Origin of the sequence: Pseudomonas sp. (assembly GCF_041601375.1) — a bacterium.
Taxonomy (GTDB): Bacteria; Pseudomonadota; Gammaproteobacteria; order Pseudomonadales; family Pseudomonadaceae; genus Aquipseudomonas.
Window position 1 is genome coordinate 1 of record NZ_JBFIIG010000005.1, and the last position, 15,370, is coordinate 15,370.

The window sequence follows — 15,370 nt, forward strand, 5'->3', positions numbered from 1 at the left end:
CACCCCGCTGGCCGAATTGCAGGCGGCGCTGGACGAGGCCGGGCAGATGCTCAGCTGCGAGGCGCCTAGCTTCGGCGGCGACGCCACCGTCGGCGGCATGGTCGCCACGGGCCTGTCCGGTCCGCGCCGGCCCTGGTCCGGTTCGGTCCGCGACATGGTCCTGGGCACCCGCCTGATCAGCGGCCACGGCAAACACCTGCGTTTCGGCGGCGAGGTGATGAAGAACGTCGCCGGCTATGACCTGTCGCGCCTGCTGGTGGGCAGTTTCGGTTGCCTGGGGCTGATCACCGAGGTGTCGCTCAAGGTGCTGCCCAAGCCGCGTCAATGTTTCAGCCTGCGCCTGCAGATGGATGTCGAGAGCGCCCTGCGCCAACTCGCCGAGTGGGGGCAGCAGCCGATCCCGCTGAGCGCCGCCAGCCATGACGGTCGGGCCCTGCACCTGCGCCTGGAAGGCGGCGAAGGTTCGGTGGCCGCGGCCCGCGAGCACATTGGCGGCGAGCCGCTCGACCCGGCCTACTGGCAGCAGCTAAACGAGCAGCGCCTGGCCTTCTTCGCCGATCCGCGGCCGTTGTGGCGCCTGTCGCTGCCCAACAACACCTCGCTGCTCGCGCTGCCCGGCGAGCAGTTGATCGACTGGGGCGGTGCCCAGCGCTGGCTGAAATCTACTGCCGAGGCGGCGCAGATCCGCAGTATCGCCAGCGCTGCCGGCGGCCATGCCACCTGCTTCACTGCCGGGGTCTGCGACAGCCCGTTCCAGCCCCTGGCCGCGCCTTTGCTGCGCTATCACCGCCAGCTGAAAACCCAGCTCGACCCGCAAGGGATCTTCAACGCTGGCCGCATGTACGCCGAGGTGTGAACCGTGCAGACCAATTTAACCGAACAAGCCAAGCGTCTGCCGCGCGGTGAAGAAGCCGAAAGCATCCTGCGCAGCTGCGTGCATTGCGGCTTCTGCAACGCCACCTGCCCGACCTACCAGCTGCTCGGCGACGAGCTGGACGGCCCGCGTGGGCGCATCTACCTGATCAAGCAGGTGCTCGAAGGCAGCCAGGTCACTGCCAAGACCCAGTTGCACCTGGACCGCTGCCTGACCTGTCGCAACTGCGAAACCACCTGCCCGTCCGGGGTCGACTACCACAACCTGCTGGACATCGGTCGCGCCGTGGTCGACCAGGCGGTGCCGCGTCCGCTGGGCCAGCGCCTGCTGCGCGAAAGCCTGCGCGCCCTGGTGCCGCGGCCGGCCCTGTTCAAGGCCCTGGTCCAGGCCGGCGAGGCCTTCCGCCCGTTGCTACCGGCCGTGCTCAAGGCCAAGCTGCCGCGGCAGATCCGCCCGGCCAAGCCGCGCCCGCCGGTGCAGCACGGCCGCCGCGTACTGATCCTCGAAGGCTGCGTGCAGGCCGGCCTGTCGCCCAACACCAACGCGGCCACGGCGCGGGTGCTTGATCGCCTCGGCATCAGCATCACCAGCGTGCGTGAAGCCGGCTGTTGCGGCGCCGTGGATTACCACCTCAATGCCCAGGAACAGGGCCTGCAGCGTGCCCGGCGCAATATCGACGCCTGGTGGCCGGCGATCGAGGTCGGGGCCGAAGCCATCGTGCAGACCGCCAGCGGCTGCGGCGCCTTCGTCAAGGATTACGGCCACCTGCTCGAGCATGACCCGGCCTACTCGGCGAAAGCCAAGCGGGTCAGCGAGTTGGCCAAGGACCTGGTCGAAGTGCTGCGCGGCGAGGCGCTGGAAGGCCTCGGCGTGCGGGGCAGCCAGCGCCTGGCCTTCCATTGCCCGTGCACCCTGCAGCATGCGCAGAAACTCGGCGGCGCCGTCGAAGGCGTGCTCGCCCGTCTGGGGTTCCAGCTTACCGCGGTGGCCGATGGGCACCTGTGCTGCGGCTCGGCCGGCACCTACTCGATCACTCAGCCGGAGCTGTCCAGGCAGTTGCGCGACAACAAGATGGACGCCCTGGAAAGCGGCAAGCCGCAGCTGATCGTCACCGCCAACATCGGCTGCCAGACCCACCTCGACGGCGCCGGCCGAACCCCGGTGCGCCACTGGATCGAAGTGGTGGAAGAGGCCATGGGCTGAGAGTCACGGCCCACGAATTCGCGCATCACGCGCCAATCAATCATGAGGAAAGAACATGCAAAGCAAAGCCGTACTGGGTCAAGCCGAAGTCGCCCGCGTCCTGGCCGCTGCTCGCGCCGAGGCGCAGCAGCACAACTGGGCCGTCAGCATCGCCGTGGTCGATGACGGCGGTCATCCGCTGGCCTTCGAGCGCCTCGACGGCTGCGCGCCGATCGGCACCTACATCGCCACCGAGAAGGCGCGCAGTGCGGCGCTCGGCCGGCGCGAGACCAAGGGTTACGAAGACATGGTCAACGGCGGCCGCAGCGCCTTCCTCTCCGCGCCGCTGCTGACCTCCCTCGAAGGCGGTGTGCCGCTGATCGTCGACGGCCAGGTGATTGGCGCGGTCGGCGTGTCCGGGGTCAAAGCCGAGCAGGACGCCCAGGTCGCCAAGGCCGGTGTCGCCGGCCTGGCCTGAACGCAAAGCACCGAATAAAGCCTGACGCCCGCCGCTGCTGCCGCGGGGCAGGGGAGTACTGAATTGGAGAACCGAAGATGACCGATCGCGTGAACTGCCAGCGCCTGCAAGTGGCCGCCAACCTGCAACGTTTCGTCGATGACGAAGTGCTGCCGGGCACCGGGCTCGCCCGCGAGGCCTTCTGGGCCGGCTTCGACGCCCTGGTGCACGAGCTGGCGCCGCACAACCGTGCGCTGCTGGCCGAGCGCGAGCGTCTGCAGCACGAACTGGATACCTGGCACCGTGCCCACCCGGGTCCGGTGACGGATATGCCCGCCTACCGCGCCTTCCTCGAAGCCATCGGCTACCTGCTACCGCCACCGGCCAGCGTGCAGGCCAGCACCGCCAATGTCGACAGCGAGATCAGCAGCCAGGCCGGCCCGCAGTTGGTGGTGCCGGTGATGAATGCGCGCTACGCGCTGAACGCCGCCAACGCACGCTGGGGCTCGCTGTATGACGCGCTCTACGGCACCGACGCGATCGGCGAAGCGGGCGGGGCGCAGAAGGGCCCCGGCTATAACCAGGTGCGCGGGGCCAAGGTGATCGCCTTCGCCCGGGCCTTCCTCGACCAGGCCGCGCCTCTGGCCAGCGGTTCGCATGCCGACGCCGTCGGTTACCGGGTGGTCGCCGGCCAGCTGCAGGTCGGTCTGGCCAATGGCGCGCGCAGCGGCCTGCGCCAGCCGGAAAAATTCCTCGGCCACCAGGGCGAGGCGGCGCAGCCCAGCGCCATCCTGCTGCAGAACAACGGCCTGCATGTGGAGATCCAGATCGACCCGAGCAGCCCGATCGGCCAGACCGATGTCGCTGGGGTCAAGGATCTGCTGATGGAAGCGGCGCTGTCGACCATTCTCGATTGCGAAGACTCGGTCGCCGCGGTCGATGCCGACGACAAGGTGCTGATCTACCGCAACTGGCTGGGCCTGATGAAGGGCGACCTGAGCGAGGAGCTGGACAAGGGCGGCAAGCGCATCACCCGCCGCCTCAACCCGGATCGTGAGTACCGCGGCGCCGACGGCAGCAACCTGACCCTGCACGGCCGTTCGCTGCTGTTCGTGCGCAACGTCGGTCACCTGATGAGCAATCCGGCGATTCTCGACGGCGAAGGTCGCGAGATCCCCGAAGGCATTCTCGACGGGGTGATGACCAGCCTGATCGCCCTGCACGACCTCAAGCGCCGGGGCAATTCGCGCAGAGGAAGCGTCTATATCGTCAAACCGAAGATGCACGGCCCGCTCGAAGTGGCCTTCGCCGACCAGCTGTTCGGCCGTATCGAAGACCTCCTTGAGCTGCCGCGCAACACCCTGAAGATGGGCATCATGGACGAGGAGCGGCGCACCAGCGTCAACCTCGAGGCCTGCATCGGCGCCGCCAGCGCGCGGGTGGCCTTCATCAACACCGGCTTCCTCGACCGCACCGGCGACGAGATGCACACGGCCATGGAAGCCGGGCCGATGCTGCGCAAGGGCGACATGAAGAGCACGCCGTGGATTCAGGCCTACGAGCGCAACAACGTGCTGGTCGGTCTCAGCTGCGGCCTGCGCGGCCGCGCGCAGATCGGCAAGGGCATGTGGGCCATGCCGGATCTGATGGCCGCCATGCTCGAACAGAAAATCGCCCACCCCAGGGCCGGCGCCAACACCGCCTGGGTGCCGTCGCCGACCGCCGCCGTGCTGCATGCCCTGCACTACCACCAGGTCGACGTGCAGGCGGTGCAGCGCGAACTGGAAGCCATCGACTTCAACGCCGAGCGAGAGCGCCTGCTCGATGACCTGCTGAGGGTTCCCGTGGCCCTCGAGCGCAGCTGGAGCGAGGCGGATATCCAGCAGGAACTGGACAACAACTGTCAGGGCATCCTCGGTTACGTGGTGCGCTGGGTCGAACAGGGCGTCGGTTGCTCCAAGGTGCCGGACATCCACGACGTCGGCCTGATGGAAGATCGCGCCACCTTGCGCATCTCCAGCCAGCACATCGCCAACTGGCTGCACCACGGCGTGGTCAGCCCAGCCCAGGTGCGCGAGACCCTCGAGCGCATGGCCCGGGTGGTCGATGGGCAGAATGCCGGCGATCCGCTGTACCGGCCAATGGAGGCGGACTTCGAGCGCTCGCATGCCTTCCGCGCTGCCTGCGACCTGGTGTTCAAGGGCCGCGAACAGCCCAGCGGCTATACCGAGCCGCTGCTGCACGCCTGGCGCCTGCGCTTCAAGCGGGAGGGGTAACGCCCAGCGACCGAACTTCAGCCCGTGCGCGCAGGCACGCGGGGCTTTGAGCATGGATGCCGGTATGGACAAGCTCCAGTGCCGGTGTTCGCGGGCCTGACCGGCTCCGATGCGTGATACCGGGTCATTCCGGGCAACAGTGGTTCACAACAACTAAAAAGGACCCAACCCATGAATCAAACGCTACTGTCCATCCTCGCCTTCGTGCCGCTGGTGCTGGCGGGCGTGCTGCTGATCGGCTTTCGCTGGCCGGCCAAGTACGCCATGCCGGTGGTCTTCCTGCTCACCGCGATCATCGGCCTGACCGCCTGGGACATGTCCCTCAACCGGGTCGTGGCCTCAAGCCTGCAAGGGCTGATCCTCACCGCGGCGATCCTGTGGATCATCTTCGGGGCGATCCTGTTGCTCAATACCCTCAAACACTCCGGTGGCATCACTGCCATCCGCCACGGCTTTGCCAATATCACCCCGGATCGGCGGGTACAGGCCCTGATCGTCGCCTGGCTGTTCGGCTGTTTCATCGAGGGTGCCTCCGGTTTCGGCACCCCGGCCGCGGTGGCGGCGCCGCTGCTGGTCGCGTTGGGCTTTCCGGCCCTGGCGGCGGTGGTCCTGGGGATGATGGTGCAATCCACGCCGGTGTCTTTCGGCGCGGTCGGTACGCCGATTCTGGTGGGCGTGGCCGGCGGCCTGGACAAGGTCGGCATGAGTGAGCAATTGCTCGCCCTGAACAGTAACTGGGAGGTGTTCTTCCACCTGATCTACTCGCGGGTGGCGATTGTCCACGGCCTGATCGGCCTGCTGATGCCGCTGATCATGGTGATGATCATGACCCGCTTCTTCGGCAAGAATAAGTCGTGGAAAGAAGGCCTGGCGGTGGCGCCATTCGCCATCTTCACCGCGCTCTGTTTCTCCGTTCCGTACATGGCCGCCGGGGTGTTCCTCGGTCCGGAGTTCCCGTCGATGATCGGCGCCATGGTCGGTCTGGCCATCGTCGTGCCGGCAGCCAAGGCCGGTTTCCTGCTGCCGAAGCAGACCTGGGACTTCGCCGAAGCGAAAGACTGGCCGTCCGAGTGGATGGGCAAGATCGAGATGAAGATCGAGGATGTCGCGGGCAAGTCCCCGGTGTCGGTCCCCATGGCCTGGGCGCCTTACCTGTTGCTGGCGATCTTCCTGGTGCTGTCGCGGATCTTCCCCGAGCTCAAGGCGGCGCTGATCGCGGTCAGCTTCGGCTGGACCGACATCCTCGGCGAAACCGGCGTCTCCGGTACCCTGCAGCCGCTCTACCTGCCGGGCGGCATCCTGTGCATGGTGGTGATCGTGACCTGCTTCCTGCACCGCATGCGCTTCAGCGAAGTGAGGGCCGCGCTCAGCGAGTCGAGCCGCACCCTGCTGGGCGCCGGTTTCGTCTTGATCTTCACCATTCCGATGGTGCGTATCCTGATCAACTCCGGGGTCAACGCTTCCGACCTGATGTCGATGCCGGTGGCCATGGCGCAACTGGTGGCCGACAGCGTGGGCGGCGTGTATCCGTTCTTCTCCCCGGCCGTGGGCGCACTGGGCGCCTTTATCGCCGGCTCCAACACCGTGTCCAACCTGATGCTCTCGCAGTTCCAGTTCAACACCGCCGGCCTGCTCGGCGTGTCCGGGGCGATGATGGTGGCGGCGCAGTCGGTCGGGGCGGCCGCGGGCAACATGATCGCGATCCACAACGTGGTGGCGGCCTCGGCCACCGTGGGCCTGCTCGGCCGCGAAGGCATCACCCTGCGCAAGACCATGCTGCCGACCCTGTACTACCTCCTGGCAGCCGGTAGTCTGACCATGATCGCCATGTATGGCATGGCCATCACCGACCCGCTGCTGATCGCCCGCTGATTGCGGCTGGCCTGCCGCCGGGCGCAAATGCCCGGCCGCCGGCTTGGCGCCCCCGCACATTTCCGGTAGCGTGTTTGCATGCACTACCCGAGAGGTACCCGAGGACGTTATGAAGAAGTGGCAATGTGTGGTCTGTGGATTGATTTACGACGAAAGCCTGGGCTGGCCCGACGAAGGCATCGCTGCGGGCACGCCGTGGCAGGATGTACCGCAAGACTGGCTGTGCCCGGACTGCGGCGTGGGCAAGCTGGATTTCGAGATGATCGAAATCGGCTGAGTGCAGCAATAGAAAAACGGCGCCCCCAGGGTCGCCGTTTTTTATTGCCAGGATAATTGCCGGCTTGGCCTGGCTCGGGCTTGGCGCCCGTCGGGCAATTGCGCTAGGGTCGGGGAAATTCCCCGCGCGCGGAGGTCGCCATGCGCAAGTGGCAATGCATCGTCTGCGGCTTTATCTACGACGAAGCCGCAGGCCTGCCTGAAGAAGGCCTTGCACCGGGTACCCCCTGGGAAGACATCCCAGCGGACTGGCTGTGTCCGGACTGCGGCACCGGCAAGCAGGACTTCGAGATGATCGAGATCAGCTGAGCCGCCAGACCTCCCCCTGAATAGTCCATGAAGTGATGCCGGCCTGCAGCCCTGTCCCCGCTGTTTGGTCGATCGAGGAAGTGAAGATGAGTGCAACGGTGACGCCGCCCGTAGCTACACCCGTAGTGATAGTCGGTACCGGCCTGGCCGGCTACAACCTGGCCCGGGAATTTCGCAAGCTGGACGGCGACACCCCCTTGCTGCTGATCAGCGCCGATGACGGGCGTTCCTACTCCAAGCCGATGCTGTCCACCGGCTTCGGCAAGCACAAGGACGCCGATGGCTTGAGCATGGCCGAACCCGGTGCCATGGCCGAACAGCTCAAGGCCGAGATCTACACCCATACCCGCATCACCGGCATCGACCCGGGGCATAAGCGCCTGTGGATCGGCGAGGAGGCGCTGGCCTACCGCGACCTGGTGCTGGCCTGGGGGGCCGAACCGATCCGGGTGCCGGTCGCCGGCGACGCCCAGGACGCGATCCTCTCGATCAACGACCTGGAGGACTACGCCCGCTTTCGCGCCGCCTCGGCCGGGAAAAAGCGTGTGCTGCTGCTCGGCGCCGGCCTGATCGGCTGCGAGTTCGCCAACGACCTCAGCCTCGGCGGTTACCAGGTCGAGCTGGTGGCGCCCTGCGAGCAGGTCATGCCCGACCTGCTGCATCCGGCGGCGGCAGCAGCGGTGCAGGCGGGGCTGGAAAGCCTCGGGGCGCGCTTCCACCTCGGCCCGGTGCTGGCCAGCCTCAACCATGCAGGCGAGGGCCTGCAAGGACGCCTATCCGACGGCACGGCGATCGCCTGCGATCTGGTGCTCTCGGCGGTCGGGTTGCGTCCGCGCACCGAGCTGGCGGCTGCCGCCGGCCTGGCGGTCAACCGCGGGGTGGTGGTCGACCGTGAACTGCGCAGCTCCCACGCCAACATCTATGCCCTGGGCGATTGCGCCGAGGTCGATGGCCTCAACCTGCAGTACGTCATGCCGCTGATGCACTGCGCTCGCGCCCTGGCCAGAACCCTGGCCGGCCAGCCGAGCACCGTCAGTTACGGGCCGATGCCGGTCACGGTGAAGACCCCGGTGTGCCCGCTGGTGGTTTCGCCGCCGCCGCGCGGCATGCCGGGCGAGTGGACGGTCGAGGGCAGCGGCCGCGACATCAAGGCGCTGTGCCGCGATGCCGACGGGGGCCTGCTCGGCTACGCCTTGACCGGCGCGGCGGTACAGGAAAAGCTCGCCTTGAATAGGCAGTTGCCGGCGCTTCTGGCGTGAGTCTCGGCCGTTCTGGCGTAAATACCCTCGAATTGTCCGGTTAAACTGTCGGACAAGACTGGCGCAGGTCTTGATCACATGCCATTCTCCCTTTGGTCTGCCGCAGAGTAGAGCTGTTGCGGCGCCTTGGGCGCTGTTCTAGAAGAGCAGCACGGACACAACAACAACAAAACCGTCAAAGAGGCATTTATGCGTAAACCGGAACTCGCCGCCGCCATCGCCGAAAAGGCGGATCTGACCAAAGATCAGGCCAACCGTGTACTCAACACCGTACTGGAAGAAATCACCGGTGCACTGAACCGCAAGGACAGTGTGACCTTGGTGGGCTTTGGCACCTTCTTGCAGCGTCACCGCGGTGCTCGCACCGGCAAAAACCCGCAAACCGGCCAGCCGGTCACGATCAAGGCCAGCAACACCGTTGCCTTCAAACCGGGGAAGTCCCTGAAAGACGCGGTCAACTGAGCCTCGTCCGCCCGGAGCCGCCTGGCTCCGGGTGCTCTGCTCCTTCTCTAGAACCTGCTCAGGCAGTCGACGTTCGCCAGTCTTCCCCGCTTTTCGCCGGCTTCGATGGCGGGCTGTGGATCCCTGCAAAAAACACTACAATGCGCCGCCAATTTCCTTCCCCCGTCGAGGCCGTGCGCATGAAATTCCGTTTTCTCCTGTGGATGCTGGGGCGCCTGATGGCCAAGGCCAGCCGTGACAACCCGGCGTTCCAGCAGCAATTGGTCGACCGCAACATGGTGTTCCAGCTGCACACCCTGGATGGCAAGGTGGCCCGTCACTTCATCGTCAAAGACCAGCGCATCAGCAGCAAGCGCGGCCTGGCCAGCCAGCCGGCCTTTGCCCTGGGTTTCAAGGATGCCGCCTACGGCTTCGCCACCATGAGCGCGAAGAACAAGCAGCTGGCCTTTATGCAGGGCATCCAGAACAAGGACATCCAGATCCAGGGCAACCCGGCCCTGGTGATCTGGTTCCAGGGCCTGACCAAGTACCTGATGCCGAAGAAGAGCAGCAGCGAGAAAAAAGCCGCCTGATCCCCCCAGGACGCCGCTGGCCGACGCCGGTTGCATTCGCTAGGCTGGAGCACCGTCACCGTGGATGCCCGCTTATGCGCTTGCCGCTGCTCGTCCTGCTCCTCATCAGCACCCTGGCACACGCCGAACCGGGCAAAGTCGCAGCCTTTGCCCCGGTGTTCGAGCTGGCCGGCATTCGCCTGCTCTGCGAGCAGAGTGCGCCGCTGCTGGCGCGTGGCTTGAGCGAGCGACAGCAGGCGCAACTGGGCGACACCTTCGCCGCCGATGCACTGTGCCAGGATCTGGCCAGGCAGCTCGCCGGCACCTTCGACCAGGCCGTGCTGCAGCAGATCCAGGACGTGCTCGACAGCCCCGTGGCCCGGCGTTTCGGCGCGGCGGAGCGGGCGGTCGGGGAAGACGGCGGCGCGGCGCTGGCCAGCTACCGCATACAGCTTGCCCAGCGGCCGCCGCTCGCAGAGCGTCTGGCGTTGGTACGGCGCCTCGATGGCGCCGCGCACACCAGCGCACTGGCCAGCCTGCTGCGTTACGAAGTGGGCAAGACCCAGGCGCTGTTGGCCCTCATGGCGCGTGGCGATAGCCTCGACGAGCAAACCCTGAGCCGCCAGACCGCCAGCCAGGCCACAGCGCTGCGGGCCTCGAGCGTCGAGGCGGTGGAGTCGTTCATGCTTTATGCCTACCGGCAGATGCCCAGCGCGCAACTGGCCGCTTACGCCGCGCTCTACGAGCAGCCGGCGGTCGCGCTGTTGCTGGAACGCTGCGTGCAGCTGTTGCCACAGCTGTTCGCCGAACGTCGGGCGACGCTCAGGAAGGCGGCGGCCAAGCCCTAGGGCCGCAGAGGCTCGGTTGCGTAGCCGGATAAGCGTCAGCGCAATCCGGGAGCGTCAGCCCGCGCCACTCTTATCAAGTAGTCCGTATGTCATTGATTTTGTGGGTTATCACGGTTCTGTAGGAGTGCGGCCCGGACCGCCCGATCTCGAGCAATCCGCCCGATCTGGGGTAACCCACAATCGGTAGGGTGTCACTCGCCGCAGGCAGTGCACCATGGGTTCACCGGAGCGGCCCAAAAGCTGGCGGGTTGTCGCTGCGCTCCGAAGCCGCCCTACGAGCGGAACGTCGCCCGACCGCTCCTACAGGAGCTCACAAGCTAACAGGTGCGATTGCCCCCCAGTTTGCTGCGCGACAGCGCGGCGTCGAAGACGGGACGGCCGCGCCTACACAAGCCGTCGTAACTCCGAGGAATCGCGACCTCAACGTAGCGGATGGAACTGGCTGGCCAGTTCGCGTAGCGCCACCTCGGCGGAGAGGACTTTGCTCACCGCCTCCTCGGCCTTGTCGCGGCTCAGCGCCAGGGAATCGAGCAGGCTCTGCGGAATCTCGCGTTGCGGGCCGGCGCCGATGCCGCGGTTGCGCAGGAGGTTGACCGCCAGGCACACCAGGTTGGGGTAGGCCGCATGGATGCCGGCATACTCGGGGTCGTGCTGGAAGCGCAGGGCGATGGCCAGTTCTTCGGGCATGTCCCAGTAGCGCATCAGCCAGGTGCCGATCTGCTCGCGGCTGATGCCCAGCAGGTGCTGTTCGATGTAGCTGTGCGACAGGTGTGGATTGACTTCCATATGCCGGCAGATCAGCGAGAAGTGCGGCGGAAAGACATGCGCCAGTACCAGGTAGCCGAAGTTGTGCAGCAGCCCGGCGAGGTAGGTCAGCCCCGCTTCCGGGCGCTGGGCGCGCGGCATGGCCCGGGTCAGGCCCTCGATCACGGCGGCGGTGTAGATCGCCTGTTGCCAATAGGGTGTGGCCTGTTGCGGTTTGTCTTTGGGCAGGCTGAGGGTTTTGCCCAGGGCCAGGCCGAGGGCCAGGTTGATCACCAGATCGAAGCCGAGCACGCGGACGATCGCGTCCTCCACCGAGCGGATCTTGCCGGGCGCGGCATAGTAAGGCGAGGCTGCCCAACTGACCACCTGGGCCGCCAGCGCCGGGTCGGTTTCGACCACGCCGGTGATGTCGTCTACCGTGGCATTCGGGTCGACCCGCAGTTTGATGATTTTCTGCGCGGTTTCCGCCAGTGGCGGGATCTCGATGGTTTCTTCCAGGCGTTGCTGGATGCGCCGCGCGGTGAAGGCGTGCACCGCCTGGGTGATCTCGGCGCGGTCGTCGTCCGGGCGGTCGAGGTTGGGCCGGATCTTGCTCAACGGCTCGCCGATACGGGCGGCGCTGGCCTTGCTCAGCAGGCTCTTGAAGACCTCGCTGGCTATTTCCAGGAGGACGCCGGGTTGGCCGGACTCGATGAACAGGCTCGGCACGTGCAGCAGGCGCTCGTCGTACAGGCAGGGCGAGCTGGTCAACTGCGGCAGGCCGGGCAACACGCCGAGGGCATGCTTGGCGAGCATGCGTTGCAGGCGTTCGGGTTTTACCGCGACCAGTGTGCGCCCAGTCAGCTCGGCCAGGCGATCCAGGGCGAGCAGTTGGCTCTGTGGAAAGAGCACCAGCAAGGCGCCGACCGCATCCTCGAGCAGCACCGCCTGTACCCGTTGCGTAGCGGGTAACCCGGCATGCTCGCGGTGTACCCGATAAGCCAGGCCGAGTTTATCCAGCAGTTGCACGATTACCGGCGGCGGGGTCGCTGCGGTGTCTGGGGCGAGGGCTACATCACTCATATCGAGATCCGGTTCGGGGGCACAAGTGCCCGAAGTATAAACAGCAGGCCAGTGGGCCAAAGGGGTGAGGCGACGGATGCCCTGCGAACTGGTTCACACTTGTCCGTATTGCTGGCCATGGCGCAGCCAGCGCTCGAGCAGTGGGCTGACATGCTGCGGCCAGTGTTCCAGTAGGGCTTGCGCGGCATCGCGCACGGCCGGCAGCAGGTCGGCGTCACGCATCAGGTCGGCGACCTTGAACTGCAGCAGGCCGGTCTGCCGGGTGCCGAGCATTTCCCCCGGGCCGCGCAGCTCCAGATCTTTTTCGGCGATGACGAAACCATCGCAGGTCTCGCGCATGATGCCAAGGCGTTCCCGGCCCAATTGCGACAGCGGCGGGTGGTAGAGCAGTACGCAATGGCTGGCGGTACTGCCGCGGCCAACCCGCCCGCGCAACTGGTGCAGTTGCGCCAGGCCCAGGCGTTCAGGGTTCTCGATGATCATCAGGCTGGCATTGGGCACGTCGACGCCGACCTCGATCACGGTGGTGGCGACCAGCAGTTGCAACTGGCCCTGCTTGAACTGCTCCATCACCGCAGCCTTCTCCGCCGCTTTCATCCGCCCGTGAATCAAGCCGACATTGAGCCCGCCGAGTGCGCTGGCGAGATCCTCGAAGGTGGTCTCGGCGGCCTGGCAGGTCAGCTCCTCGGACTCCTCGATCAGGGTGCAGACCCAGTAGGCCTGACGGCCTTCGTTGCAGGCCGAACGGACCCGTTCGACCACTTCGGGGCGGCGGCTGTCGGCAATCACCAGGGTGTTCACCGGCGTGCGGCCGGGCGGCAGCTCATCGAGGATCGAGGTGTCGAGGTCGGCATAGGCGCTCATCGCCAGGGTGCGCGGTATCGGCGTGGCGGTCATGATCAGCTGGTGCGGGCACATGCGTCCGCCGATGCCTTTCTGGCGCAGGGCCAGGCGCTGTTGCACACCGAAGCGGTGCTGCTCGTCGATGATCACCAGGGCCAGCCGGGCGAATCTGACCTCGTCCTGAAACAGCGCATGGGTGCCTACCACCATGGCTGCGCCGCCGGCGATCCTTTCCAGCGCCGCGACGCGGGCCTTGCCCTTGAGCTTGCCGGCCAGCCAGGCGACCTCGATGCCGAGCGGCGCCAGCCATTTGCTGAAATTGAGGAAGTGCTGCTCGGCGAGGATTTCGGTGGGCGCCATCAGGGCGACCTGGTAGCCGGCCTCCAGCGCCTGCAGCGCGGCGAAGGCGGCGACCACGGTCTTGCCGGCACCGACGTCGCCCTGGATCAGGCGCAGCATGGGCTCGTCCTGGCTGAGGTCATAGGCGATCTCGGCGCCGACCCGTTGTTGCGCACCGGTGGGGGTAAAGCCCAGGTTGGCGAGGTACTGCTGCGGCAGGCGCTTGGCCAGCGGCAGTGCCGGTGCCTGCTGGGCGCGCACGCTTTCGCGCAGGCGTTGCAGGGACAGCTGGTGGGTCAGCAGTTCCTCGAAGGCCAGGCGGTGCTGGGCCCAGTGGCGGCCCTCGGCGAGTTCGGCCTGGTCGGCGTCCGGCGGCGGTCGGTGCAGGTAGCGGATGGCCTGATCCAGCGGGCTCAGCCGGTAGTCACGGGCCAGTTCGCGCGGCAGCCAGTCCGGCAGGCTGTGCGGGCCGAGTCTGGCCAGGGCCTGTTCGCTCAGGCTGCGCAGGCGCTGCTGGGTCAGGCCTTCGGTGCTCGGGTAGATCGGCGTCAGGGTCTGTTCCACGGCAATCGGTTCGCTGGCCGAGAGCGCACGATATTCCGGGTGGTAGATCTCCAGGCCGGAAGAGCCGGGGCGCACCTCGCCGTAGCAACGCACCTGGGTGCCGCGCTTGAGGCCTTCCTTCTGCGCCTGGCTGAAGTGGTAGAAGCGCAGGGACAGGCTGCCGCTACCGTCCTGCAGGCGCACCAGCAGGCTGCGCCGGCGGCCCATGACCACATCGGCGCCGACCACCGTACCTTCGACCACGGCGTCCTGACCGGGGCGCAGTTCGCCGATCGGCACGATGCGGGTGCGATCCTGGTAACGCAGCGGCAGATGGAACAGCACATCCTGCAGGGTTTCCAGGCCGACCCTGGCGAGTTTCTCGGCCAGGGCGGCGCCGACACCTTTCAGCGCGGTGACGGAAACCGCAGCGAGCTCGGTCATGGGGCGTGCCTTAGGCAGTTTTTGCTTGCGGCTGGGCCACCGAGCACAGGCGGATCGAATCGGCCAGGATCTCGATGGCTTTCGGCCGCGGGAAGCTGGCGCGCCAGGCGATGGCCACGGTGCGGAACGGCGTCGGGGCGCTGAGCGGGCGTACTTCGATGATCCCGGGGGCATAGTGGTGGCTGTCCACCGCCGAGAGCGGCAGGATCGACACGCCGAGGCCGGAGGCGACCATGTGGCGGATGGTTTCCAGCGAGCTGGATTCCACCGTGGTGTGCTGGGCGTGTTCTTCGCCGCCCTTGCGCAGGCTCGGGCAGGCCTCCAGAACCTGATCGCGGAAGCAATGGCCTTCGCCGAGCAGCAGCAGGCTCTTGTCGTTGAGCAGTTTGCTGTCGATGGTCTTCATCGCCGCCCAGGGGTGATCGGCCGGCAGCAGCGCGTAGAAGGGTTCGTCGTAGAGCGGCAGGGTCAGCACGTCGGCTTCCTGGAACGGCAAGGCGATGATGATCGCGTCCAGCTCACCGGTGCGCAGCTTGTCGCGCAGCACATGGGTGAAGTTCTCTTCGATATACAGCGGCATCTGCGCCGCCACCCGGTGCAACTGCGGAATCAGGTGGGGAAACAGGTAGGGGCCGACGGTATAGATGGCGCCGATCTTCAGCGGTGCGGTCAGCTGGTTCTTGCCGGCCTGGGCCAGCTCGCGGATGCCCTGGGCCTGCTCCAGGACCTTCTGCGCCTGGGTGACGATGCCTTCGCCGACCGGGGTCAGGCGCACCGCGCTCTTGCTGCGCTCGAAGATCAACACGCCGAGTTCGTCCTCGAGCTTCTTCACCCCCACCGACAGGGTCGGCTGGCTGACATGGCAGCGCTCGGCGGCACGGCCGAAGTGTTGTTCCTGGGCGAGGGTGACGATGTAGCGCAGCTCGGTGAGAGTCATAGTGTTTATCCATTAAGTTGCTGCCAAGCATAGCCTTTGCATTGTAATCAACCAACCGGGCTAGACTGTCT

General features: G+C 66.5%; 14 protein-coding genes. 11 read left to right on the forward strand and 3 right to left on the reverse strand.

Translation table 11 applies throughout. The annotated features are described in order from the left end of the window. The 11 genes from glcE to ABZE94_RS01550 all read left to right on the forward strand — a co-directional run. On the forward strand, positions 1–856 hold an 856-nt coding region (gene glcE / locus ABZE94_RS01500; protein ID WP_372873767.1), incomplete at its 5' end, for a glycolate oxidase subunit GlcE. Positions 857–859: 3 nt separating this feature from the next. Continuing rightward, the gene (glcF, locus tag ABZE94_RS01505; RefSeq protein ID WP_372873768.1) at positions 860–2,077 is read left to right on the forward strand and encodes a glycolate oxidase subunit GlcF; all 1,218 of its coding nucleotides are present in this window, start codon (positions 860–862) and stop codon (positions 2,075–2,077) included. A 55-nt stretch (positions 2,078–2,132) separates the two neighbouring features. Then, positions 2,133–2,534 (forward strand): heme-binding protein, encoded by a 402-nt coding sequence (locus ABZE94_RS01510; RefSeq protein ID WP_372873769.1) that lies wholly within the window; start codon positions 2,133–2,135, stop codon positions 2,532–2,534. A 77-nt stretch (positions 2,535–2,611) separates the two neighbouring features. Continuing rightward, positions 2,612–4,789, forward strand: coding sequence for a malate synthase G (locus ABZE94_RS01515; RefSeq protein ID WP_372873770.1), 2,178 nt, complete (start codon positions 2,612–2,614; stop codon positions 4,787–4,789). A 171-nt stretch (positions 4,790–4,960) separates the two neighbouring features. Next, on the forward strand, positions 4,961–6,661 hold the full coding sequence (locus ABZE94_RS01520) for an L-lactate permease (protein WP_372873771.1): 1,701 nt from the start codon (positions 4,961–4,963) through the stop codon (positions 6,659–6,661). A gap of 109 nt (positions 6,662–6,770) precedes the next feature. After that, positions 6,771–6,938, forward strand: coding sequence for a rubredoxin (locus ABZE94_RS01525; protein WP_372873772.1), 168 nt, complete (start codon positions 6,771–6,773; stop codon positions 6,936–6,938). 140 nt (positions 6,939–7,078) lie between these two features. Further along, complete coding sequence (locus ABZE94_RS01530; RefSeq protein ID WP_090499839.1) at positions 7,079–7,246, forward strand: rubredoxin; 168 nt, start codon at positions 7,079–7,081, stop codon at positions 7,244–7,246. 86 nt (positions 7,247–7,332) lie between these two features. Next, positions 7,333–8,505: an NAD(P)/FAD-dependent oxidoreductase gene (locus ABZE94_RS01535; RefSeq protein ID WP_372873773.1), complete on the forward strand. Its 1,173-nt coding sequence runs from the start codon at positions 7,333–7,335 to the stop codon at positions 8,503–8,505. Positions 8,506–8,694: 189 nt separating this feature from the next. Next, positions 8,695–8,967, forward strand: a complete 273-nt coding sequence (locus ABZE94_RS01540) for an HU family DNA-binding protein (RefSeq protein WP_372873774.1) — start codon at positions 8,695–8,697, stop codon at positions 8,965–8,967. Between the two features lie 179 nt (positions 8,968–9,146). After that, a complete protein-coding gene (locus tag ABZE94_RS01545) occupies positions 9,147–9,539 on the forward strand; it encodes a helicase (RefSeq protein WP_372873775.1) in 393 nt (130 codons plus the stop codon). Between the two features lie 74 nt (positions 9,540–9,613). Continuing rightward, entirely contained in the window at positions 9,614–10,366 is a 753-nt protein-coding gene (locus tag ABZE94_RS01550; RefSeq protein ID WP_372873776.1) for a hypothetical protein, read from the forward strand. Between the two features lie 420 nt (positions 10,367–10,786). Here the strand turns inward: ABZE94_RS01550 and ABZE94_RS01555 are convergent, their stop codons facing one another. The 3 genes from ABZE94_RS01555 to ABZE94_RS01565 all read right to left on the reverse strand — a co-directional run bounded on the left by ABZE94_RS01555 (position 10,787) and on the right by ABZE94_RS01565 (position 15,299). Continuing rightward, complete coding sequence (locus tag ABZE94_RS01555) at positions 10,787–12,193, reverse strand: HDOD domain-containing protein (RefSeq protein WP_372873777.1); 1,407 nt, start codon at positions 12,191–12,193, stop codon at positions 10,787–10,789. A gap of 93 nt (positions 12,194–12,286) precedes the next feature. Continuing rightward, positions 12,287–14,362, reverse strand: a complete 2,076-nt coding sequence (gene recG, locus ABZE94_RS01560; RefSeq protein ID WP_372873778.1) for an ATP-dependent DNA helicase RecG — start codon at positions 14,360–14,362, stop codon at positions 12,287–12,289. Between the two features lie 10 nt (positions 14,363–14,372). Next, positions 14,373–15,299 carry a hydrogen peroxide-inducible genes activator gene (locus tag ABZE94_RS01565; protein ID WP_372873779.1) on the reverse strand — a complete coding sequence of 309 codons (927 nt, stop codon included), beginning with the start codon at positions 15,297–15,299 and terminating at the stop codon, positions 14,373–14,375. Positions 15,300–15,370 lie beyond the last annotated feature (71 nt).